Source organism: Hoylesella enoeca JCM 12259 (assembly GCF_000613405.1).
GTDB lineage: Bacteria > Bacteroidota > Bacteroidia > Bacteroidales > Bacteroidaceae > Prevotella > Prevotella enoeca.
This window is the reverse complement of the sequence record NZ_BAIX01000007.1, coordinates 71,363-90,407: the sequence shown is the minus strand read 5'-3', so window position 1 is coordinate 90,407 and position 19,045 is coordinate 71,363. Positions and strand designations below refer to the sequence as shown.

General features: G+C 47.1%; 10 protein-coding genes and 6 pseudogenes. 9 read left to right on the top strand and 7 right to left on the bottom strand.

Features of this window, described 5'->3' with window-relative positions; genetic code table 11:
* Together JCM12259_RS13740 and JCM12259_RS16695 are read right to left on the bottom strand one after the other, a co-directional pair.
* Window positions 1-491 (bottom strand): annotated as a pseudogene (locus JCM12259_RS13740) (hypothetical protein); the annotation flags it as partial.
* Window positions 492-514: 23 nt separating this feature from the next.
* Window positions 515-685, bottom strand: a complete 171-nt coding sequence (locus JCM12259_RS16695; RefSeq protein WP_156409598.1) for a hypothetical protein — start codon at window positions 683-685, stop codon at window positions 515-517.
* A 613-nt stretch (window positions 686-1,298) separates the two neighbouring features.
* Between JCM12259_RS16695 and JCM12259_RS17510 the strand changes: the two genes are divergently transcribed.
* Window positions 1,299-1,421 (top strand): hypothetical protein, encoded by a 123-nt coding sequence (locus tag JCM12259_RS17510; protein ID WP_257720268.1) that lies wholly within the window; start codon window positions 1,299-1,301, stop codon window positions 1,419-1,421.
* Between the two features lie 95 nt (window positions 1,422-1,516).
* Here JCM12259_RS17510 and JCM12259_RS04085 read toward each other — a convergent pair whose 3' ends face one another.
* The 5 genes and pseudogenes from JCM12259_RS04085 to JCM12259_RS13730 form a co-directional block, all read right to left on the bottom strand.
* Window positions 1,517-2,914: an Outer membrane protein SusF domain-containing protein gene (locus JCM12259_RS04085; RefSeq protein WP_025065520.1), complete on the bottom strand. Its 1,398-nt coding sequence runs from the start codon at window positions 2,912-2,914 to the stop codon at window positions 1,517-1,519.
* A 17-nt stretch (window positions 2,915-2,931) separates the two neighbouring features.
* The gene (locus JCM12259_RS15760) at window positions 2,932-3,336 is read right to left on the bottom strand and encodes a hypothetical protein (protein WP_051559149.1); all 405 of its coding nucleotides are present in this window, start codon (window positions 3,334-3,336) and stop codon (window positions 2,932-2,934) included.
* Window positions 3,333-4,094, bottom strand: coding sequence for a SusE domain-containing protein (locus tag JCM12259_RS13735; protein WP_051559148.1), 762 nt, complete (start codon window positions 4,092-4,094; stop codon window positions 3,333-3,335). The genes JCM12259_RS15760 and JCM12259_RS13735 overlap by 4 nt, the downstream gene beginning before the upstream one ends.
* A 95-nt stretch (window positions 4,095-4,189) precedes the next feature.
* Window positions 4,190-5,809 carry a RagB/SusD family nutrient uptake outer membrane protein gene (locus JCM12259_RS04075; protein WP_025065519.1) on the bottom strand — a complete coding sequence of 540 codons (1,620 nt, stop codon included), beginning with the start codon at window positions 5,807-5,809 and terminating at the stop codon, window positions 4,190-4,192.
* A gap of 22 nt (window positions 5,810-5,831) precedes the next feature.
* Window positions 5,832-8,907: pseudogene (locus JCM12259_RS13730) on the bottom strand (SusC/RagA family TonB-linked outer membrane protein).
* A gap of 337 nt (window positions 8,908-9,244) precedes the next feature.
* Between JCM12259_RS13730 and JCM12259_RS04060 the strand changes: the two are divergent.
* From JCM12259_RS04060 to JCM12259_RS13710, 8 genes and pseudogenes are all read left to right on the top strand, one after another.
* Window positions 9,245-10,246 (top strand): LacI family DNA-binding transcriptional regulator, encoded by a 1,002-nt coding sequence (locus tag JCM12259_RS04060; RefSeq protein WP_234396538.1) that lies wholly within the window; start codon window positions 9,245-9,247, stop codon window positions 10,244-10,246.
* A 127-nt stretch (window positions 10,247-10,373) separates the two neighbouring features.
* Window positions 10,374-11,690, top strand: a complete 1,317-nt coding sequence (locus JCM12259_RS04055) for an MFS transporter (protein ID WP_025065516.1) — start codon at window positions 10,374-10,376, stop codon at window positions 11,688-11,690.
* Window positions 11,691-12,084: 394 nt separating this feature from the next.
* A pseudogene (gene murG, locus JCM12259_RS13725) lies at window positions 12,085-13,183 on the top strand (undecaprenyldiphospho-muramoylpentapeptide beta-N-acetylglucosaminyltransferase).
* Between the two features lie 156 nt (window positions 13,184-13,339).
* On the top strand, window positions 13,340-14,716 hold the full coding sequence (gene murC / locus JCM12259_RS04045) for a UDP-N-acetylmuramate--L-alanine ligase (RefSeq protein ID WP_025065515.1): 1,377 nt from the start codon (window positions 13,340-13,342) through the stop codon (window positions 14,714-14,716).
* On the top strand, window positions 14,717-15,517 hold the full coding sequence (locus tag JCM12259_RS04040) for a cell division protein FtsQ/DivIB (RefSeq protein WP_024991401.1): 801 nt from the start codon (window positions 14,717-14,719) through the stop codon (window positions 15,515-15,517).
* 28 nt (window positions 15,518-15,545) lie between these two features.
* Window positions 15,546-16,972: pseudogene (ftsA, locus tag JCM12259_RS13720) on the top strand (cell division protein FtsA).
* Between the two features lie 14 nt (window positions 16,973-16,986).
* Window positions 16,987-18,317, top strand: a pseudogene (gene ftsZ / locus JCM12259_RS13715) (cell division protein FtsZ).
* A gap of 96 nt (window positions 18,318-18,413) precedes the next feature.
* Window positions 18,414-18,868: pseudogene (locus JCM12259_RS13710) on the top strand (GatB/YqeY domain-containing protein).
* The last annotated feature ends 177 nt before the right edge of the window (window positions 18,869-19,045 follow it).

The following is a 19,045-nucleotide window of genomic DNA, read 5'->3' as shown; positions in this document are numbered from 1 at the left end:
GCCATACGGGCCGTTTCGGCTTTATCGCGTGTGGTGGTTAGGTTCGTGCCGCTGACGGTTACGTCGTCGTTAAACGCTACGAAATCGTAGGTGCCGTAAGGGAGCCTTAGTTTATCTTTTGAGCTGGCATCGGGCGTGAATGTAGGTGCCCACATAGGGCCGCCGAACGTGCCTTTCATTTCGCCTTTCAAAGTACCACTCTGATAGGCACGGATCGTGTAGTGACCGTTGGCCGGTGATAATGCGCCGCGCGTTTTAGCTGTCGGTTCGCTTTCTACCGTTATCTCGGCTTCGCAATCGCCCAGGTCTACGATCTGCGGCTTTGCTTCTGCTGCGTTGGCTCTCGTTAAGGCTTCGTCTTCGCCAAACTCTTCGTTGGTAAAGCTGAATTGTACGGCTTGTGTCGGCTCTTTCTGCTCGTTATTCTCGTCGTTGCTACAGCTCGCTATCAATAACAGCAGGGCTGTGCTTAAAAATATATACTTTTTCATTGTTTTCTGATTTTTAATGATGATTACTCAAATTCATATTCTCCTCCGTCAACATCATCGTCCGGGTCCCAATCCTCTTCTTGCGAACCGGGGTGCGGGCGCACTGACGTGCAAATAAATCGCTCTGTCGCCGCTTCGACGACGTGGCATTCGGGCTTCAGATAAGCCATTAAACTCTCTACTTGTTTTCTCATTATTTCGTATTGTTTTAGTGAGTAAATGCTGCGTTATTTTCCTTTTGCTCAGTTAGCAAAAGGGCATGAAAAGAAGAACAAAGGGAACTCCGAGAAGCCCTTTGTTTATTGGGGTTTAGCTCACGCCTTACGCGCGCGCGTAAGATAAAGCTGTGAAGGTGTCTACGCCAGGTGCGATGTGTGTGTGTGTGTTAAGACTTTTTCCGAGATATGCAAATATAAAGCGTTAAAAGATGCAAGAGAATCGGAGTTCTTTTGCATCGTGCTACGACTGTTTATATTTGCTTGTTTTATCATCTCTTTAATTGTTCAGACCCCCATCCCCCTAACTTAGGGGGCGAAGGAGGCGAAAGCGAAGAATCGGGGGCAAAGGTATAACATCTTTTTGAATTAGACAAAGAAAATAAAGAAAAAATACAAAATTCCTTATTCGGCTTTTTTATTTCAAAGAAACTCTTTTCCTGTTAATCTTTCTGTATTCGCCCGGATATTAATGTTATTTAATACGGAAATGGTAGGAATCATAACAATTAGGCATTGTAATTATCGAAACAAATGTCTATCTTTGTAACCGAGATGAGAATCTCGCTAACCATATAACACATTAACCATTATGAAGACGGATAACTTAAAGATCACAGGAAAACACGACTTTTATAGCGTAAACGTACCTGTGGAGGAAGACGGAAACAAAGGACGTAATGATCTTTTAGGCGGAGAATATTGGTATAACTAACCACACCACCTTACTACCGGAAAGCCCCGCGGACATTAGTTGTCCGCGGGGCCTTGCTTTGTGGATCGGGGTTCGATAGCCCTTATCCTTGTTGCTTAATGATAAGAGCCTGTCCCTGCTGTGAAATTCAGATAGGCATGTTGGCCTGCCGTAACATTGACACGGTCTTGATCGCCACCGTTGCCACGGTAATCAATCTTGCCGGCAGCATTGACAATAAACTCGGTTCGCCACCAGTCATAACTGTCTAAGCTGACACACATGCGCACCTCACCGTTAGTGGTGAAAGCGGGAGATACAAACTCGCCACTCTCTGTGGTCGGAATGCTGAAGCGGTGAGCTGCACCAATCGACCAATCGTTACCTGCTACGGTACCGATCAGATAGACGTTGGGCGCCAGAATATCAACGCTGCGCGTGGTGCTGTTGACCACTTTGAGCAGATACCAGCCTGCATTAGCCACTTTAATGTTGCCACCGTCGTCGCTGGCACCAGCCCCTGCTACGTCGTTTATCGTGGCCGACGAACCGAAATCATCACCCCAGTCGGCCTGCGGAGCAAACTTAAACGACTCGCCCGCGTGCAGATAGATGATTGTCCAGAATGTGGGTGCGGTGCTGGCAGTGCCATTCACGGGTGTGAGTTGCTTCCAGGTGGCTCCCCAACCATACAGATTTCCGGTGAGGAAGAGTTCGGGATCGCTCATCTCTGTCACGGTGTAAGTCTGTGCCAGCATGTCGAAGTCGAGTCGATAATATTTTGTTCCGGCTACGGGAGTCACTTTCAGTGCTCCGCCCTCATTATTGTAAGCGATTTTTCCTGCTGTTGCATCCTTGGTAGCTGTGATACATTTGTCTTGCTTACCGAGGTTGGAGGCCGGCGTAAGTTTGAACTCCAAGCCTGTGCCAACTTGTGCTGCGGTGAGCGTGATGCTGAAAACGGGATTGAGATAAGGATCGCCGCCATTGTTGTTTACGGCAAATGTCTTATCGTTATAATTCCAGCTGTTGATCGTTCCAGTGAGATAATAAGTGTTGTCGATCTCCGGCGCATTGGGAGTAGCCTTTACCGTGGTGGTTCCTGTGGTCTGGATGCTCTGCCCGTTGATCTTCGTGAACGCCGTAACATCCATGGCAATCGTTCGTTGAGTAGGTCGACGGGTGTAGAGTGCATTGATAGAATCGGCCAGTTCACTGCTTTTCACGCGGCCTTTTGCATCGACTTGGAGTGTCTTTGATGCGCTTTTGTCGGCGTTATAGAGTTTAGCAGCGTAACTGTTGACAGCTGTTTCGCTCGCAGTAACCGTGGGGACGAACAGCTGCACAGAGTCGGTGGTGAGCGTCGCAAAGTTAATGTCGGCCGCAGGAGCCAATGCCAGCGTCACAGTTTTAGCCTCTTCGGTGTTCGACTGCGGGTCGGCCCAGTCGGTGTAATTGTCGGAACAGCTCGCCATCAGCAAGAGCGCCCCGATGGAATATAATAGTTTCTTCATCGTTTATTATCATTATGTTATCTACTAAAAAAATAGAAAGCCCCGCTGATGTCGTTGAACATCACAAGATACTTACCTGCTAAGGCAGGAATTTCGTTGCCTGTGGTGGTCGCAACTTCGTAGGGGAAACCGTCGGAACCCCATTCAGTGGAACCGCTCTTGAATTTCAAGCCCCCTTCCACCAGAGTGACGTTGGCCCGCCAGGTGTGATTTTCAGCACCAGCATAGGTGTCCACGGGTGTCATGCTTACGCTTCCGCTCTCCAATGCTGTGCCTTCGAGTGTTATGGATGCATATTTTGTAGGAGTGATATCCACCTTATCCATCGTGCAGGTCTTGCTCTTGGTGTTCATTGTAATGGTGTAATAGCCGGCCGCAGCAACAGTGATATTCCCAGGATTGCTGCCACCTTGGCGGATCACAAAGCCTGCGCAGACCACATCATAATCCAGTTGCCTGGCGTCTTGGGAATTTTGAACTCACCGCCAGTGGGAAAATAGGCTGTATATTCGATGGTTCCCTTGCCGGTTACACGATCATAAAACTCGCCGGCCTTGACAAACATGGGAATGAGTGACGTACCGATAGAAGCCGCATCATTGCCCCATTTGCCGTCACCAACGCAATTCCCCACAAGATACCACATTTCAGGGTCGGCATCTTTCAGTTCTACATAGTGGGGCACCACGTTGAATGTGATGGAATTAGAGTAGATCGTGTCATTATTGAGCACTGACAGCGCTCGTGCATAGACCTTCTGCGTGGCTGGCACATTGTCTTCTTTGTATTTAGCCAATCGTTGTAAGGCCGCCGAAAGATTCTCGGCATTCATTACGCCTTTACACTCGTTATAAACCGTAGTCAGTGTTTCGTAATCAGCTATGGTCTTGCCCGAACGATCGTTTAAAGCCGTTGATGTTGATATGTTATACTTATCATTGAGTGAAACTTGCAATTGATATTGCGCTGCGACGGGAAAACCATAAGCAGGTTGTGACCAAGTGAAATTGATTCCGTCTGAAAGTGCCAAATTAATGTTTTGTGCTGCATAAGCCGGTGTATTCAAGCTGAATGTCGTTGGCTCTTGAAGCGTGGGATTATTGCTGCGATCATCGCTACAAGCAGTGATGAGTGCTATGCTGCAAACAAATATCCCTATGGATTGAATGAACTTTTTCATTTTCTGTTCGTATTAAATAATAATTCTTATCAACCGTCATTTGAGTGGGGAGATGCAGCAAGGGATGCCACCCTTGTTGCAACTCCCGATGCTGCTTATCTGTATTCAGGGTTCTGTTTTAAATTCGGATTGGCAGCCAAATCATCGGTCGGGATAGCGAAGATATTCCTATATGCTTCGAAATTACGGCCTGCATAGGTACCACCTTTCCATTGCCAGATGTAATCGGAGTTGCCACCATATTTACCGAAGCGGATGAGATCCATGCGGCGACGGCCTTCGAAGTAGAATTCCCGACTCCATTCGTCACAGATTTCATTGAGAGAATAGGCTGCCTTTTGGGCTGCATGAGCACGGCTGCGCAGTGCATTGATGGCAGCAGTGCCGGCTGTTGTCGTTGTGCCTCCGTTCAAGCGAGCCGTTGCTTCTGCATAATTAAGATAGGCTTCGGCTGCACGAAGCAAGAAGAAATCGGCATCGGCGTAAGTCGTACTATGGCCGGACGTGCCGTCAGACTTGAAGTTTATGAATTTGGCTACGGAGAATCCGTCTTTGAATGTGCTGACATTGGTGTTGTCGATTGAACGGTCTTTTCCCCAGAATATAGCCCGATCGTCATTCGCCTTCTTGATCATCTCATAGGATTCAACATTGGGCGCGTCATCGTTGGGGAAGAACTTCGCAATCAATTGAGGACGAGCACGGTTGCCACCCCATGCTTGGCTCGACACACCATTCACCGCATTGCCGTCGTTTGGATTAGCGTGCATATCGTTAGCAAAAGTAGATGCGATGAGGAAGAGTGAGGTTCCCCAGCTCGTTGTCTTCAAACCATCTTGCAAAATGGGGAAGATCGCTTCCTTGGCAGCGCTCGACTCACCATTATCGCCCATAAAGAGCATCTGATAAGCAGTCCATCCGTTGGCACCAGTGGTGTTAAGCTGGTAGTCGGAGTTCATCACCTGCTGTGCATAATCGGCTGCTTTCTGCCACTGAGCAGTGCCGGTGTAAACCTCAGCATTGAGGTAAAGGCGAGAGAGTAACAACCAGTCGGCAGCTTTGTCTACACGTCCATAACCTGCATCAGTTGATTTCTTGGCCTTGGCAGCACTTAGATCACCTTCGATATCAAGCAACTCTTTCTCGATGAAGTCGTAAGCCTGTTTGCGGGTGTACTGTACAGGCCGTACACCATTGTCTGCCGTTGTAGTAAAAGGAATGTTTCCAAAAGCATCCATCAATAAGAAATATTGGAAAGCACGCACAAATCGAATCTCAGCAGTCATCTGCTTATCATAGTCGGCAGCATTGGCCAGATAGTCATTACAATAACGAATGCCATTGGTTAACCTATAATAATAGCCCCGAAGCATAGGATGTGAGGCATCGTAAGTATTGTAGCAGAATTGCGCAACACCATTATCGCCCCATCCGCAGATAGCTTCATCGGTGGTAAGCTCATTTGCATTGAACATTTGACGAATGAAACCAGTGGTTCCTCCATCTAATCCGTCGATATCACAGTCACCATTTGCGCCTCCGTTACCGGCCATCGCGATGTTGGCGTAACATTTATTGTATAGCGCAGCAACATCAAGTGTGTTCTCGTTATTGGGATTGATGTTCTTCACATCAAGATCGCCCGTACACGAAATCATTCCCATCGCAACCGTAAAAACTGCTGCCGGGATTATATTTTTAAAGTATCTTTTCATTATTATATGTCCTTTTATTGAATCAGAAATTCAGATTTACACCTACAATAAACGAGAAGGGACGCGGGTAAATGTTGTCATCGTAGCCGTTGTTAACCTCAGGATCGATACCTTTATATTTAGTAATGGTAAAGACATTCGATGCTGTTGCATAAACGCGACCACTCAACCCGTGCCAGTTACCAGCTTTCAGGAAATCTGAGAAGCTGTAACCCAACGTAATGTTATCACACTTCAAGAACGAAGCATTATGCACATAATAATCAGAGAGCATCGAGGTAACCTCATAAGTCTGCCAATTACGACCAAGAGCAGACACCGGTCTGTTAGACATAAACAACAGCGAATTAGACCAAACCTGGCCTGCACTCATATTGCTGTTGCCTGCTGAGAACGCATCGAACACATAATTGCCGAAGCTAGCACGAAGAGAGAAGCCGAGATCCCAGCTCTTATACTCCAATCTCGACGCTAACCCCATCGTGACAGTAGGTGCCGGATTCTTATACAAATACTTATCGGCATCGCTAATTACGCCATCGCCATTACGATCAACAACGCAGTCTCAATAGGATTCCCGTTCTTATCGTAAGCTTGTTGATAAACATAAAACGCGTTGGTGGCATAACCCACTTGGTTGTATTCAACGTATTTGTCGACTCCGAGTTTAATATCCGTATAGGGAACAGGTGAACCATCGGAAGAAACTCCTTTAAGATCAGTGATCTTGTTTTGGTTGCAAGTGAGGTTGTAATCCAATGTCCAATACCAGTCTTTACTCTGGATGGCCTTCCAACTCAATGCAAGCTCAACACCAGTGTTCTTCAATGAGCCTATGTTTTGCCAAGCATTGTTGCGTGCCATAGACATAGCTGCTACGGGAGCGTAATTCAACAAGTCGGTGGTTTTGCGATAATACCAGTCTAAACTACCGGAGAGACGTTGATTGAAAATACCGAAGTCTACACCTATATTATATGTTGTGGTGGTCTCCCACTTCAAATTCGGAGTGTAATTGCTTGGCCGATACAGTGTGCCATCGCCTATCAGAGGATAGTAACTGTCGCTACCCGTGTTCTTTTCAAATAGTAGTAGCCAGTTGAAGTCATTAATCTTGTCACCTGCTTGCTGACCTGTCATACCCCAACCAAGACGTAGTTTCAAGTCGGAAAGCCAATTCGCATTTTTGAGGAAAGGCTCGTCGTTAATCTTCCAAGCCAAAGCCACAGAGGGATAAAGTTTCCAATGGTTCTTGAAACGTGATGTTCCGTCATCGCGAACAGTTGCTGTGAGGAAATAACGATTCATATACGTGTAGTTAGCTCGACCAAAGAAAGACACCAAATAACTCTCTGTCTTGAAATGATAAGGCGTGTGAGGCAGTGTCTTGTTGGGATGTTCGCTATTTGTTGAGGGGTAGACTCCCATGTAATCATTCTCTTGTGAGCGCCAGAAATGTTGCCATTCATAACCACCCATGATATCGAAGTGGTGCTCTTTGGTGAAGTCCTTGAAGTATTGAGCATAAGCACTCAACGAGAGATTACGCTTTAAGATAGACTCTGAACCATGTGAACCATAATATATATTGGTAGGAGCTGCCGAGCTGGCGTTGCGATATTGACGTCCTTTTGAAATGTCGGCGCCCAATGTGAGGTGCAAACGCAGATCTTCGAAACCGTGTACTTTGTAATCGATATCAGCACTTCCTACGAACGTCCGGCTATAAGCCGGTTCCTTATGTTCATTGAGTATAGCCAGCGGATTCTTTGTGGCGTTAGTATTGAAACTGTAAGGCCATGTAGGATCACTACCGATTCCATTGGTTGTCCACTCAAAATAACCTCCGAAGTTGTCAAGCGTTTGATTCATCTTGCTACCTAAAAGGCTCTTATGATAATCTGAAGTATAAGCATAAGGGTCTTGAGTAGGATCCATACCGACAGCTGCTCCCACGGCATCTTTTACCTGGGCAAACTGTGTTTTGGCATACATTCCTTTACCATTCAGATTCAACGTAAGATGATTATCAAAGAACGAGGGGTTTAGGTTAATGGCTCCTGTTACACGTTGGAAATCTGTTGTTTTCAAGATACCTTGTTGATCGGTATAGCCAACAGATACGCGATAAGGAAGATTTTTCACTGCTCCCGCTACAGTTACATTGTGATCGTGGCTCACAGCAGTACGATAGATCTTGTCTTGCCAATTTGTATTGGCCGTTCCTAAAGCTTTATAAGCATCGTGAGAAGTACCATAGAGATTTTTAATAAAGCTGCGATACTCGTCACCATTCATTACATCAAGCGTCTTTTTCTTTGTACTGATAGTCAAAGAACCACTATAAGAGACCTGCGGTTTCTGTCCTTTGCGTCCCTTTTTCGTCGTGATAATAATTACACCATTAGAACCGCGACTACCATAGATAGCTGTTGCCGATGCGTCTTTCAATACATTGAACGACTCAATGTCCTGAGGATTGATCATAGCGAGCGGATTCGACAAACCTTTTACACCGTCGTTGTCCATCGCCATACCGTCGATAACGATCAGCGGATCGTTACTGGCATTCAGAGAAGAACCTCCACGCACTCGGATTTGCGCTCCCGAGCCAGGTGCGCCATCGTTAGAGACAACGTTGACACCAGCCACTTTACCTGCGATCATGTCTTGTGGATTGACCACCAAGCCCTTATTCTTCGAGTCGGGTTTCAAAGCTGTGACCGAACCAGTCAAATCACTCTTTTTCGCTACACCGTAACCGATAACCACGACTTCGTTCAATGACTGTGCAACATCGTCTTTCAGCACAATGTTTACTTCGGGAGCAGCCGCCACTTTGGCGTCTTGATAACCGATATAAGACACAGTGATCTCAGCGCCTGATGCCGCCTTGATGACAAAGTTGCCGTCAATGTCCGTGATCACACCGCCTTGTTGGCCTGCAACTCGGACTGTTGCACCGACAATGGGCTCGCCGGTACCGTCTTTGACGTGTCCTTTGACAGTGATTTGCTGTGCAAAGGCACTGACTGAAAGGATCAACCGAAAATGAGGGCAAACATCCTTAGAGGCATTGTAAATTTTACCTGCTTCATCATTTAATTTAAAAAAGTTTAGGTTGTTATCATTAATAATGTCAATTGTCTGCTTAGGCGTCGTTGTCTCCGCGTCTGTAAGAGACTCCGTTCGCATTTGTTATTAGGATCATCAGCGGTCGTTGGATCTTTGTCCAACCGCCTTTTAGCACTGCAAAAGTAAATTTTATTACATCTGTTTGTACTTTTTCCGAGTTAAAAACGTTCTTTAATACGCGCAAACGATTGCGCAACAATAACGCAAGTAAGTATTAACCAGTGTGCAAAAGATATAGGCTTATTACCTAAATTTGCGCAACTAATGTTACTAACCGTGACTGGACCTAAACTCATCACAATGAAAGATATCGCGCGAGAGTTCGGAGTCTCTGTAGCAACAGTATCGCGTGCACTGAGCGACAACAGTCGGATCAGCAAGGATCGACGTGAAGCTATACAAGCTTATGCGCGTGAACACAATTTCTATCCTAATATTATTGGTGCGCAATTGCGCTATTCCCGGGTGCGACCTACTCGAATCATCGGCGTGATCGTGCCTCAGTTGGTACACTATTACTTCTCTTCCATTCTTAGCGGCATCGAAGAAGAGGCGTTTGCACGCGGTTATCAGATGGTGGTTGCACAAAGCAACGAGCGTTACGAACGTGAAGAGAAGATTTGTCAACAGTTCTATAAAAATAAGGTATGCGGCGTGATCGTTTCCCAAGCGAAGGATACGCTGATGTATGAGCACTTTCGCAAACTGATGGATAATGACATCCCCTTAGTCTTTTACGACCGAATTTGCACGGGAGTTGAGACCAGTCGTGTGGTTGTCGACGACTATATGGGAGCTTATAATGCTGTGACGCACCTGTTGCAAACGGGTTGTCGGCGTGTGGCCTTTTATAGTTCGCCTATCAGTTTGGAGATTTCTAAAAATCGTTACAATGGTTATAAGGATGCACTTTTGCATCACGGCATTCCCGTTAACGACAGTTTGGTACGGTTCTGCGATAATCGCAGCGACGCCGAAGTCATTACGCCCGAATTGTTAGAGCGTCCCGACCGCCCCGATGCTTTCTTTGCCGTGAACGATGACACGGCTATCGGCATCCTTTATACGGCTAAACGAATGGGATTCCACATTCCAGACGATATCAGTATCTGTGGATTCACCAACGGCGAGCGTGCTATTGCCTGCGATCCGATGCTCACCACTGTGGAACAGCGTGGTAAGCGGGTTGGTGAGGAAGCCGCCAACATTCTCATTGGACAAGTCGAGGGCCTCATTCCCATAGGCAAAGTAGAGCGCCGAGTGGTAAGAACCAAACTGGTGATTAGAGGAACAACACGATAAAACTGTTTATTAACTGATTGTGTCGAACTGATTAAAATACTTACGGTCATTGTCAGGAAGATGGCATCACATGAACTATAACTCGTCGAAAAAGCAATGACCACAACTAAATTATGAATTGTGAGTTATGAATTATGAATTAAAACAAAAGCCAAATCTCAATTTCTGGAAGCTCTGGAATCTGAGCTTCGGGTTCTTCGGAGTGCAAATAGCTTACGCTTTGCAGAGTGCAAACATCTCGCGAATCTTCGCCACGCTGGGTGCCGATCCGCATAATCTGAGTTATTTCTGGATCTTACCGCCACTGATGGGAATCGTTGTTCAACCCATTGTCGGTACACTCAGCGACAAAACCTGGTGTCGATTCGGGCGCCGCATACCTTATCTCTTTGTCGGAGCAGCCATTGCCGTACTCGTGATGTGCCTCTTACCCAACGCCGGTTCGTTCGGAATGGCCGTTGGAACAGCCATGATTTTCGGACTGATTGCGCTGATGTTTCTCGACACAAGCATCAACATGGCCATGCAACCATTTAAAATGCTTGTCGGCGACATGGTCAACGAGAAGCAGAAAGCACTCGCTTACTCCATTCAGAGTTTTCTTTGCAATGCCGGATCTGTGGCCGGTTTCATCTTTCCTTTCTTCTTTACGGCCATCGGAATAGCCAACACCGCCGCCCCGGGTGTAATTCCCGACTCGGTGATTTGGTCGTTCTATGTGGGCGCGGGCATCTTAATTCTCTGTGTAATTTATACAACGATCAAGGTGAAAGAGTGGAATCCGCAGGAATATGCTGCTTACAACGGGCTTGATAAGCCGCTCGATGAAGAGAAGGTCAATCTCATCCAACTGTTGCGCAAGGCTCCGTCGACATTTTGGACAGTAGGAATTGTACAGTTCTTTTGCTGGGCTGCCTTCATGTATATGTGGACTTACACCAACGGGACGATTGCAGACACCTGTTGGGGGACTACCGATGTCGCTTCCGAAGGATATCAATCGGCCGGCAACTGGGTTGGAATCCTCTTTGCTGTACAGGCCATCGGCAGTGTCGTTTGGGCTTTGGTGTTGCCCCAATTCAAGAATATCAAAGTGGGGTACGCCCTTAGTCTCATCCTTGGCGGTATCGGATTCGCTTCTATCCCATTCATTCACAACCAATATGTATTGTTTGTTCCTTTCGTATTGATCGGTTGCGCGTGGGCAGCCATGCTTGCGATGCCGTTTGCACTGGTCACCAATGCTTTGCAAGGTTATGGGCACATGGGTGTCTACCTGGGCTTATTCAACGGCACCATCTGTGTTCCTCAGATCGTTGCAGCACTCTTAGGCGGCGTTATTCTCCATCTGATGGGATCCGTACAAAGCTCGATGATGTTCGTGGTTGGTGCGCTTCTATTTATGGGTTCGCTGTGTGTTGCAATCGTGAAAGTGAAATCATGAGAGAGGAGCAAGCGTAAAGGCCCTCACCAAAGAGACATACAGGCTTGGGAATCCGAATACGATCGCCAAGAAGAAGCGGTTTTTCAAAGAGCAAGACATGATCAAACGGCAAGACGATCGACTCGTGTTTGTCGATCTCATATATCAATTGTAGTTGGCCAAGAGCTATTAGTCAGAATACGTTCCGTATCTATCTATCGGTCAGATAGATACAAGGCGCATTCTGACTAACGGTCAATCGTCGTACAACTAACCGTTGGTTGCACGACGATTAACTGTTAGTTGGAAGACAATTTACTCTGAATGAGAAATAAAATTCAAGTAAAAACGTGCAGAAACAAAAGATTTTGATTACCTTTGCAAGGAACTGTCAATAAATGAATTATTTGTGGTGATGGACAAAGAAGTGAGAGTTATCATCAGCGGTGGCGGCACAGGAGGACACATCTTTCCTGCTATCTCTATTGCAAATGCTATCAAGATTAAGTGCCTGATGCCAAAATCCTCTTCGTGGGGGCGTTAGGGAGGATGGAAATGCAGCGTGTTCCGGCTGCGGGATACGAGATAAAAGGACTCCCGATATGTGGATTCGACCGACGGAATCTGTTTCGCAACGTCGTTGTTCTTTACAAAATATGGAAAAGTCAGCGGTTAGCGACGAAGATAATCAAGGCTTTTCGGCCCACGGTTGCAGTCGGAGTGGGCGGCTATGCCAGTGGTCCCACGCTTAATAAGTGTGCTGCAATGGGCATCCCCTGCCTCATTCAGGAGCAGAATTCCTATGCAGGCGTTACGAATAAACTGCTTGCCAAGAAAGCGGCTAAGATCTGTGTGGCTTATGAAGGAATGCAACGCTTCTTCCCGAAAGACAAGATTGTGATGACGGGTAATCCTGTTCGGCAGTCTCTTTTAGAGACAACCGTCACGCGGGAGGAGGCTGTTCGCAGTTTTGGTCTCGATCCTTCGCGGCGGGTTATACTGCTCGTCGGCGGCAGTCTCGGTGCCCGTACACTCAACGAAAGCGTACTGACCAGTTGGATTTGATTGCAAAGAGTGGCATACAAATCATTTGGCAGACAGGGAAATATTATCAGGCAGACATTGCCGAACGGCTGAAAAGGCACGCGCCGATGCCGATGTTGTGCGTAACCGACTTTATTTCGGATATGGGGGCAGCCTATCGTGCGGCCGATTTGGTGATCAGTCGGGCCGGCGCCGGCAGCATTTCGGAGTTCTGTTTGCTTGGAAAACCTGTAATATTGGTGCCGAGTCCGAATGTGGCCGAGGACCATCAGACCAAGAATGCAATGGCTTTGGTCAACCGAGAAGCCGCTCTTTACGTGTCGGATGCCGATGCGCCGCAACGTCTCTTGCCGTTGGCCGTCGAGACCGTGACCGATAATGCGCGGCTCAATGTACTGAGTGAGCACATCAAGACGTTAGGAATGAAAGATTCGGCAGCGATGATTGCAGACGAAGTTTTAAGTTTATGAGTCTGCGAGTCGATGAATTTTCGGTTCATCCGGTCTATATCAGATTAGCAGACAGGCCGATTTACGAACCGAATCGGCATCAACATAGGAATTCATCGGCTTAGAAACTCAAAACAAAACGAAATAATTCAAAAACTTATAGACTTAAAAACTCAAATGGATTTACAACATATCAAAGCCGTATATTTCATCGGTGCCGGCGGAATCGGGATGAGTGCGCTGGCCCGTTACTTCCTACATATGGGGCGGGTGGTAGCCGGTTATGACAGGACTCCCACTCCGTTGACTCGAGAATTAGTACAAGAAGGAATACCGATTCATTATGATGAGGACGTGGAAGCCATTCCTGAAGCTTGTAAAGACGTTCAGTCGTGCCTTGTTATTTATACGCCTGCCGTGCCGGAAACACACAAAGAGCTGGCATTTTTCCGCCGGCAAGGCTTCGAAATACAAAAACGGGCACAGGTTTTGGGCACACTCACACGCTCACACAAAGGACTTTGCGTAGCCGGAACACACGGAAAGACGTCTACTTCGACAATGTGCGCACACATCATGCACGAGAGTCACATCGATTGTAACGCCTTTTTGGGCGGTATTTCAAAGAATTACGGTACGAATTATATACTGAGTAGCCACAGCGATTACGTGGTAATAGAGGCTGACGAGTACGATCGCTCATTCCATTGGCTGCGTCCTTGGATGACGGTTATCACCGCAACGGATCCCGATCACTTGGATATTTACGGTACGAAAGAGGCCTATTTGGAGAGTTTCCGCCATTACACGACGCTCATTCAGCCCGGAGGTGCATTGATAATCCATACCGATTTGGAGATGAAAGCTAATGTCGGGGCCGATGTTCGCACGTTTACGTACAGTCGGGATGCAGGCGATTTCTACGCCGAAAACATCAAGATAGCCGACGGCGAAATCTCTTTCGACTTCGTTTCACCGTTAGAGAATGTACCGGGAGTGGTTCTCGGTCAGCCCGTTCCTATCAATATCGAGAACGGAGTGGCTGCAATGGCGATGGCACAACTTAACGGTTGCACCGCCGATGAGCTGCGTGCAGGAATGAAAACGTACCTTGGTGTAGAGCGACGATTCGACTTTCAGATTCGCAGCAACCGTCACGTGCTGCTCTCCGATTATGCACATCACCCGCAAGAGATACTGCAAAGCGCCAAGAGTATTCGTGAATTGTATCGCGATCGCAAGATAACGGCCATCTTCCAACCGCATCTTTACACCCGCACTCGCGACTTCTACGCCGATTTCGCACGTGCTTTGAGCATGTTAGACGAGGTGATTCTCTGTGATATTTACCCCGCTCGAGAGCAACCGATACACGGAGTGACCAGCCGATTGATATACGATCAGCTTGCGCCCGGCGTGAAGAAAGAGCTGATTCACAAAGAAGATGTGCTCGACTGGGTACGAAATCATGACTCGGATGTACTCATCATCTTGGGCGCCGGCGACTTAAACGATTACGTTCCGCAAATAAAGGCGATATTGGAAACGAAATAAATGCACGTCAACTGGCAGAAAACAACTCTCATTGTGCTCGATTTGGCCCTCGGGGGCTATCTTGTTGCAGCGTTCACGGCCTTTAACAAGCCCGATGAAACGGCTCGCGTGTGCACCAAAACGAGCATCAACATTCAGGATGAAGCTACTAACGGCTTTATCAATGCACAGGAAATCAAGGCCCGTTTAGAGCGGAGCCGCCTCTATCCATTGGCTAAACCAATGCGATTTGTCAATGCACGAGGCATCGAAGAAACGCTGAAAGAGAGTCCGTTTGTGAAAACCGCCGAGTGTTATAAGACCGAAGACGGACACGTAAACATCAATATCACGCAACGAATGCCCATCGTTCGGATCAAAGCCGACAATGGAGACGACTACTATATAGATGATAACAACTGCGTGATGCCTAACTCTCATTATACGTCTGACCTCATTATCGCCACCGGACACATATCGAAGTGGTTCGCAAAGAATTATATTTCTTATCTGAGTAGCGCGCTGATGGCCGACGATTTGTGGCGAAATCAGATCGAACAAATCAATGTTCTGCCTGATTATGGTATCGAATTGGTGCCTCGGGTGGGTGAACATATTATTTATATAGGGGCTTTGCCCGAGACCAAATATAAGAGTGAACGCGGCAAATTAGTGTCGGATTTCGTGAGAAAGAAGATGACTCGCCTCGAAAAATTCTATAAATACGGGCTCTCCCAAGCAGGTTGGAACCTCTATTCGTATATCAATCTCGAATTCGACAATCAAATTATATGTCGCAGGAGATCGCAACCCACAGAATAAGTGATAAAGAATGAAAAGATAAAAGTATATGACAAAGGATTTTATAGTAGCTATTGAGCTGGGCTCTTCAAAGTTGACAGGCATCGCCGGAACGAAGAATCTCGACGGCAGTATCACTGTTTTGTCTATCGTCAAAGAAGATTCTGCTTCGTGCATACGCAAAGGTGTGGTCTACAATATTGATAAAACGGTGCAGGCTTTGACTTCGATTGTGAACAAATTAGAAACCAATCTCAAAACGAAAATTGCCAAAGTGTATGTCGGAGTGGGTGGACAGTCGATTCGAAGTGTGCGTAATGTCATCGTGAAAGACCTGCCCGCAGACACGCTTGTGACGCAAAATATGGTGAATGAGTTGATGGATGCCAACCGCACAATGACCTATTTGGATCAGGAAATACTCGATGCGGCCACGCAAGAGTATAAAGTTGACAACCAGTTTCAACTCGACCCGGTGGGCATTCAGTGCTCAAGGCTCGAAGGAAACTTCCTTAATATCCTTTGGCGTAAGGCCTTTTACCGCAATCTGAACAAGTGTTTCGACAATGCAGGAATCGCTATTGCCGAGATGTATTTGGCTCCGTTGGCCCTCGCCGACAGCGTTCTTACCGAGCAGAACGCCGCAGTGGTTGTGTGCTTGTTGATTTAGGAGCCGACACAACGACCGTTTCTGTCTACGCAAAGAACATTCTTCGCCATCTGGCCGTTATCCCGTTGGGCAGCAATAACATCACAAAAGACATTGCTTCACTGCAAATGGAAGAGCAAGATGCCGAGAATATGAAGCTGAAATATGCTTGTGCGTTCACCGATAACGATGATATCGACAATACACAGATGCTTCCCATCGATGCGGAACGCACGGTGGAAAGCCGCAAATTTATTGAGATTGTCGAAGGACGAGTGCAGGAAATCATCGAGAATGTATGGTATCAAGTGCCCAACGAGTATGTAGACAAACTCTTGGGCGGCATTATTCTCACAGGAGGCGGCTCTAATTTGAAAGACATTGAGCGTGCTTTGGCCAAGTTCACACATATTGAAAAGGTGCGAACAGCTAAGTTTGTGACGCCTACCATCAACTCAAACAGCGAGGATATAACCGCTCACGACGCAACGATGAACACCCTCCTGGGCCTCTTAGTAAAGGGAGATGAGAACTGTGCAGGCGATGAAATCACCAACGATTTGTTCGGTGAGACCACTCCGAAGACCACTGTTACCACAGCTGATCTGCACAAAACGCCACGGCCTATCAATGAAACGACGGGACGAGGAGTGGTTCAAACCGAGGCCGAAAAGCTGAAAGCCGAAGAAGAATTACGCAAAAAACGAGAGGCCGAAGAGGCTGCCCTTGCAGAGAAAGAGGCCGAACTGCGTCGTAACAGTTTCTTCAATAAAACCTTCCGAAAGCTCAAAGAGTTCGGCGAAAAGATGATTAAAGAGGAAGAGTGATATCAATTGAAATTATGAAAGATAACAATTACAGACCCGGCATCGTGAATTTCGGAGATCCGGAGAAAGAAAACAGCATCATTAAAGTCATCGGCGTGGGTGGCGGTGGCGGTAATGCCGTCAACCATATGTATCGAGAGGGCATTCACGACGTAACTTTCGTGCTTTGCAATACAGACAACCAGGCTCTCAATGATTCGCCCGTGCCCGTGCACTTGCAGCTCGGTAAGGAAGGACTTGGGGCCGGAAACAAACCCGAAAAGGCACGACAGGCAGCCGAAGAAAGCCTTGATGACATCCGAAATATGTTAAGTGACGGTACCCGAATGGCGTTTATCACGGCCGGAATGGGTGGTGGAACGGGAACGGGAGCAGCCCCGGTGATTGCTCAAATATCGAAAGAATTGGGCATACTCACTGTCGGAATCGTTACGATTCCATTCCGTTTTGAGGGTCCGAAGAAGATAGATCAGGCCTTGGATGGCGTCGAAGAGATGGCGAAACACGTAGACGCGCTGCTGGTTATCAACAACGAGCGTCTCCGCCAGATATATCCCGAGCTTGCAGTGCTTGATGCTTTCGGCAAGGCCGACGATACTTTGAGCGTCGCTGCAAAGAGTATCGCAGAGATTATAACCGTTCATGGCCTTATCAATCTCGACTTCAACGACGTGAAAACAGTGCTCAAAGACGGCGGAGTAGCATTATGAGCACTGGTTACGGTGAAGGAGAAGGCCGCGTAAAGAAAGCTATCGACGACGCACTCAACTCTCCACTGCTCAATGATAACGACGTGTTCAACTCCAAGAAGATTCTGCTCAGCATCGCTTTTGCCAGCGAAAAGAAAGACAATCAGGGCTTAATGATGGAGGAAATGAATGATGTCAACGACTTTATGTCTAAGTTCGGAGACGACTTTGAGATTAAATGGGGCCTGGCTGTCGACCCAGAGTTAGGCAACAAGATAAAAGTTACGATTCTGGCAACCGGCTTTGGCGTAGAGAATGTAGATGGAATGAACACCCATCTCAAAAAACATACCGAGGAAGAAGCCAACCGTCTGGCCGAAGAAGAGGAGAAACGGGCCGAGCGGAGAGAACGACTCGACCGCTATTATGGTAAAGACAGCAACCACACACAGTATAAACGGCGCCCGCATATTTTCTTGTTCCGCCCTGAAGACCTTGATAACGAAGACATTATCTTGGCTGTTGAGAACACGCCAACGTATAAACGCACGCGCCAAATGCTTGAAGAAATCCGTCAACAGGCTGCTGGGAACATTGCCGTCGATGCCGAATCAGACAAGCCCGAACCTGTGCAGGGAACGATAAGTTTTGCCTAACGGAAAATGAGTAATTGATAATTCGCGCATCACATAAGCCCATAAACCAAAGAACTCATAAACTCACAAACTCGTAAACTTACAAACTCACAAAATATGTCACTATTCGATCAAGTCAGCAATGATATCAAAGAGGCGATGAAAGCTCGTAACAAGGTGCGCTTAGAGACCTTGCGCAACATCAAGAAAGTGTTTTTAGAGGCTAAGACAGCACCTGGAGCCAACGATACTTTGGATGATTCGGCAGCTCTCAAACTGTTACAGAAACTCGCAAAACAAGGTAAAGAGTCAGCTGCAACCTATGTACAGCAAGGTCGCCAAGACTTAGCTGATGACGAATTGGCCAGGTTGCCGTTATCGAGACATTCCTTCCGAAACCGCTCTCAGCCGAAGAAATCGAGCAAATTGTACGCTCCATCATCGCCGAAACAGGTGCAACAAGCATCAAAGAGATGGGGAAAGTGATGGGCGTAGCCAGCAAACGCTTGGCCGGTAAGGCCGACGGCGGTGCTATCTCGGCCGTAGTTAAACAGCTTTTGGGTAACTCCTAAGAGCAGCTTCACTACCGGCTCTTCTCCCTAAGGAGAGAAGATAGTGAATGACTTGTACATAATTGATTATCAGTTATATACAAACGTGACTGCGATTAACGGCTGATTGCATCACAAAAAGCCGTTAAACGCACGGTAATTAACCGTTAATCGAACGCCGTTTAACTGTTACTTGTA

What these genes read in the sequence shown, in the direction of transcription:
- JCM12259_RS16695 (WP_156409598.1), bottom strand. Translation starts at nt 685, where the DNA reads ATGAGAAAACAAGTAGAGAGTTTAATGGCTTATCTGAAGCCCGAATGC.
- JCM12259_RS17510 (WP_257720268.1), top strand. Translation starts at nt 1,299, where the DNA reads ATGAAGACGGATAACTTAAAGATCACAGGAAAACACGACTTTTATAGC.
- JCM12259_RS04085 (WP_025065520.1), bottom strand. Translation starts at nt 2,914, where the DNA reads ATGAAGAAACTATTATATTCCATCGGGGCGCTCTTGCTGATGGCGAGC.
- JCM12259_RS13735 (WP_051559148.1), bottom strand. Translation starts at nt 4,094, where the DNA reads ATGAAAAAGTTCATTCAATCCATAGGGATATTTGTTTGCAGCATAGCA.
- JCM12259_RS04075 (WP_025065519.1), bottom strand. Translation starts at nt 5,809, where the DNA reads ATGAAAAGATACTTTAAAAATATAATCCCGGCAGCAGTTTTTACGGTT.
- JCM12259_RS04060 (WP_234396538.1), top strand. Translation starts at nt 9,245, where the DNA reads ATGAAAGATATCGCGCGAGAGTTCGGAGTCTCTGTAGCAACAGTATCG.
- JCM12259_RS04055 (WP_025065516.1), top strand. Translation starts at nt 10,374, where the DNA reads ATGAATTATGAATTAAAACAAAAGCCAAATCTCAATTTCTGGAAGCTC.
- murC (WP_025065515.1), top strand. Translation starts at nt 13,340, where the DNA reads ATGGATTTACAACATATCAAAGCCGTATATTTCATCGGTGCCGGCGGA.
- JCM12259_RS04040 (WP_024991401.1), top strand. Translation starts at nt 14,717, where the DNA reads ATGCACGTCAACTGGCAGAAAACAACTCTCATTGTGCTCGATTTGGCC.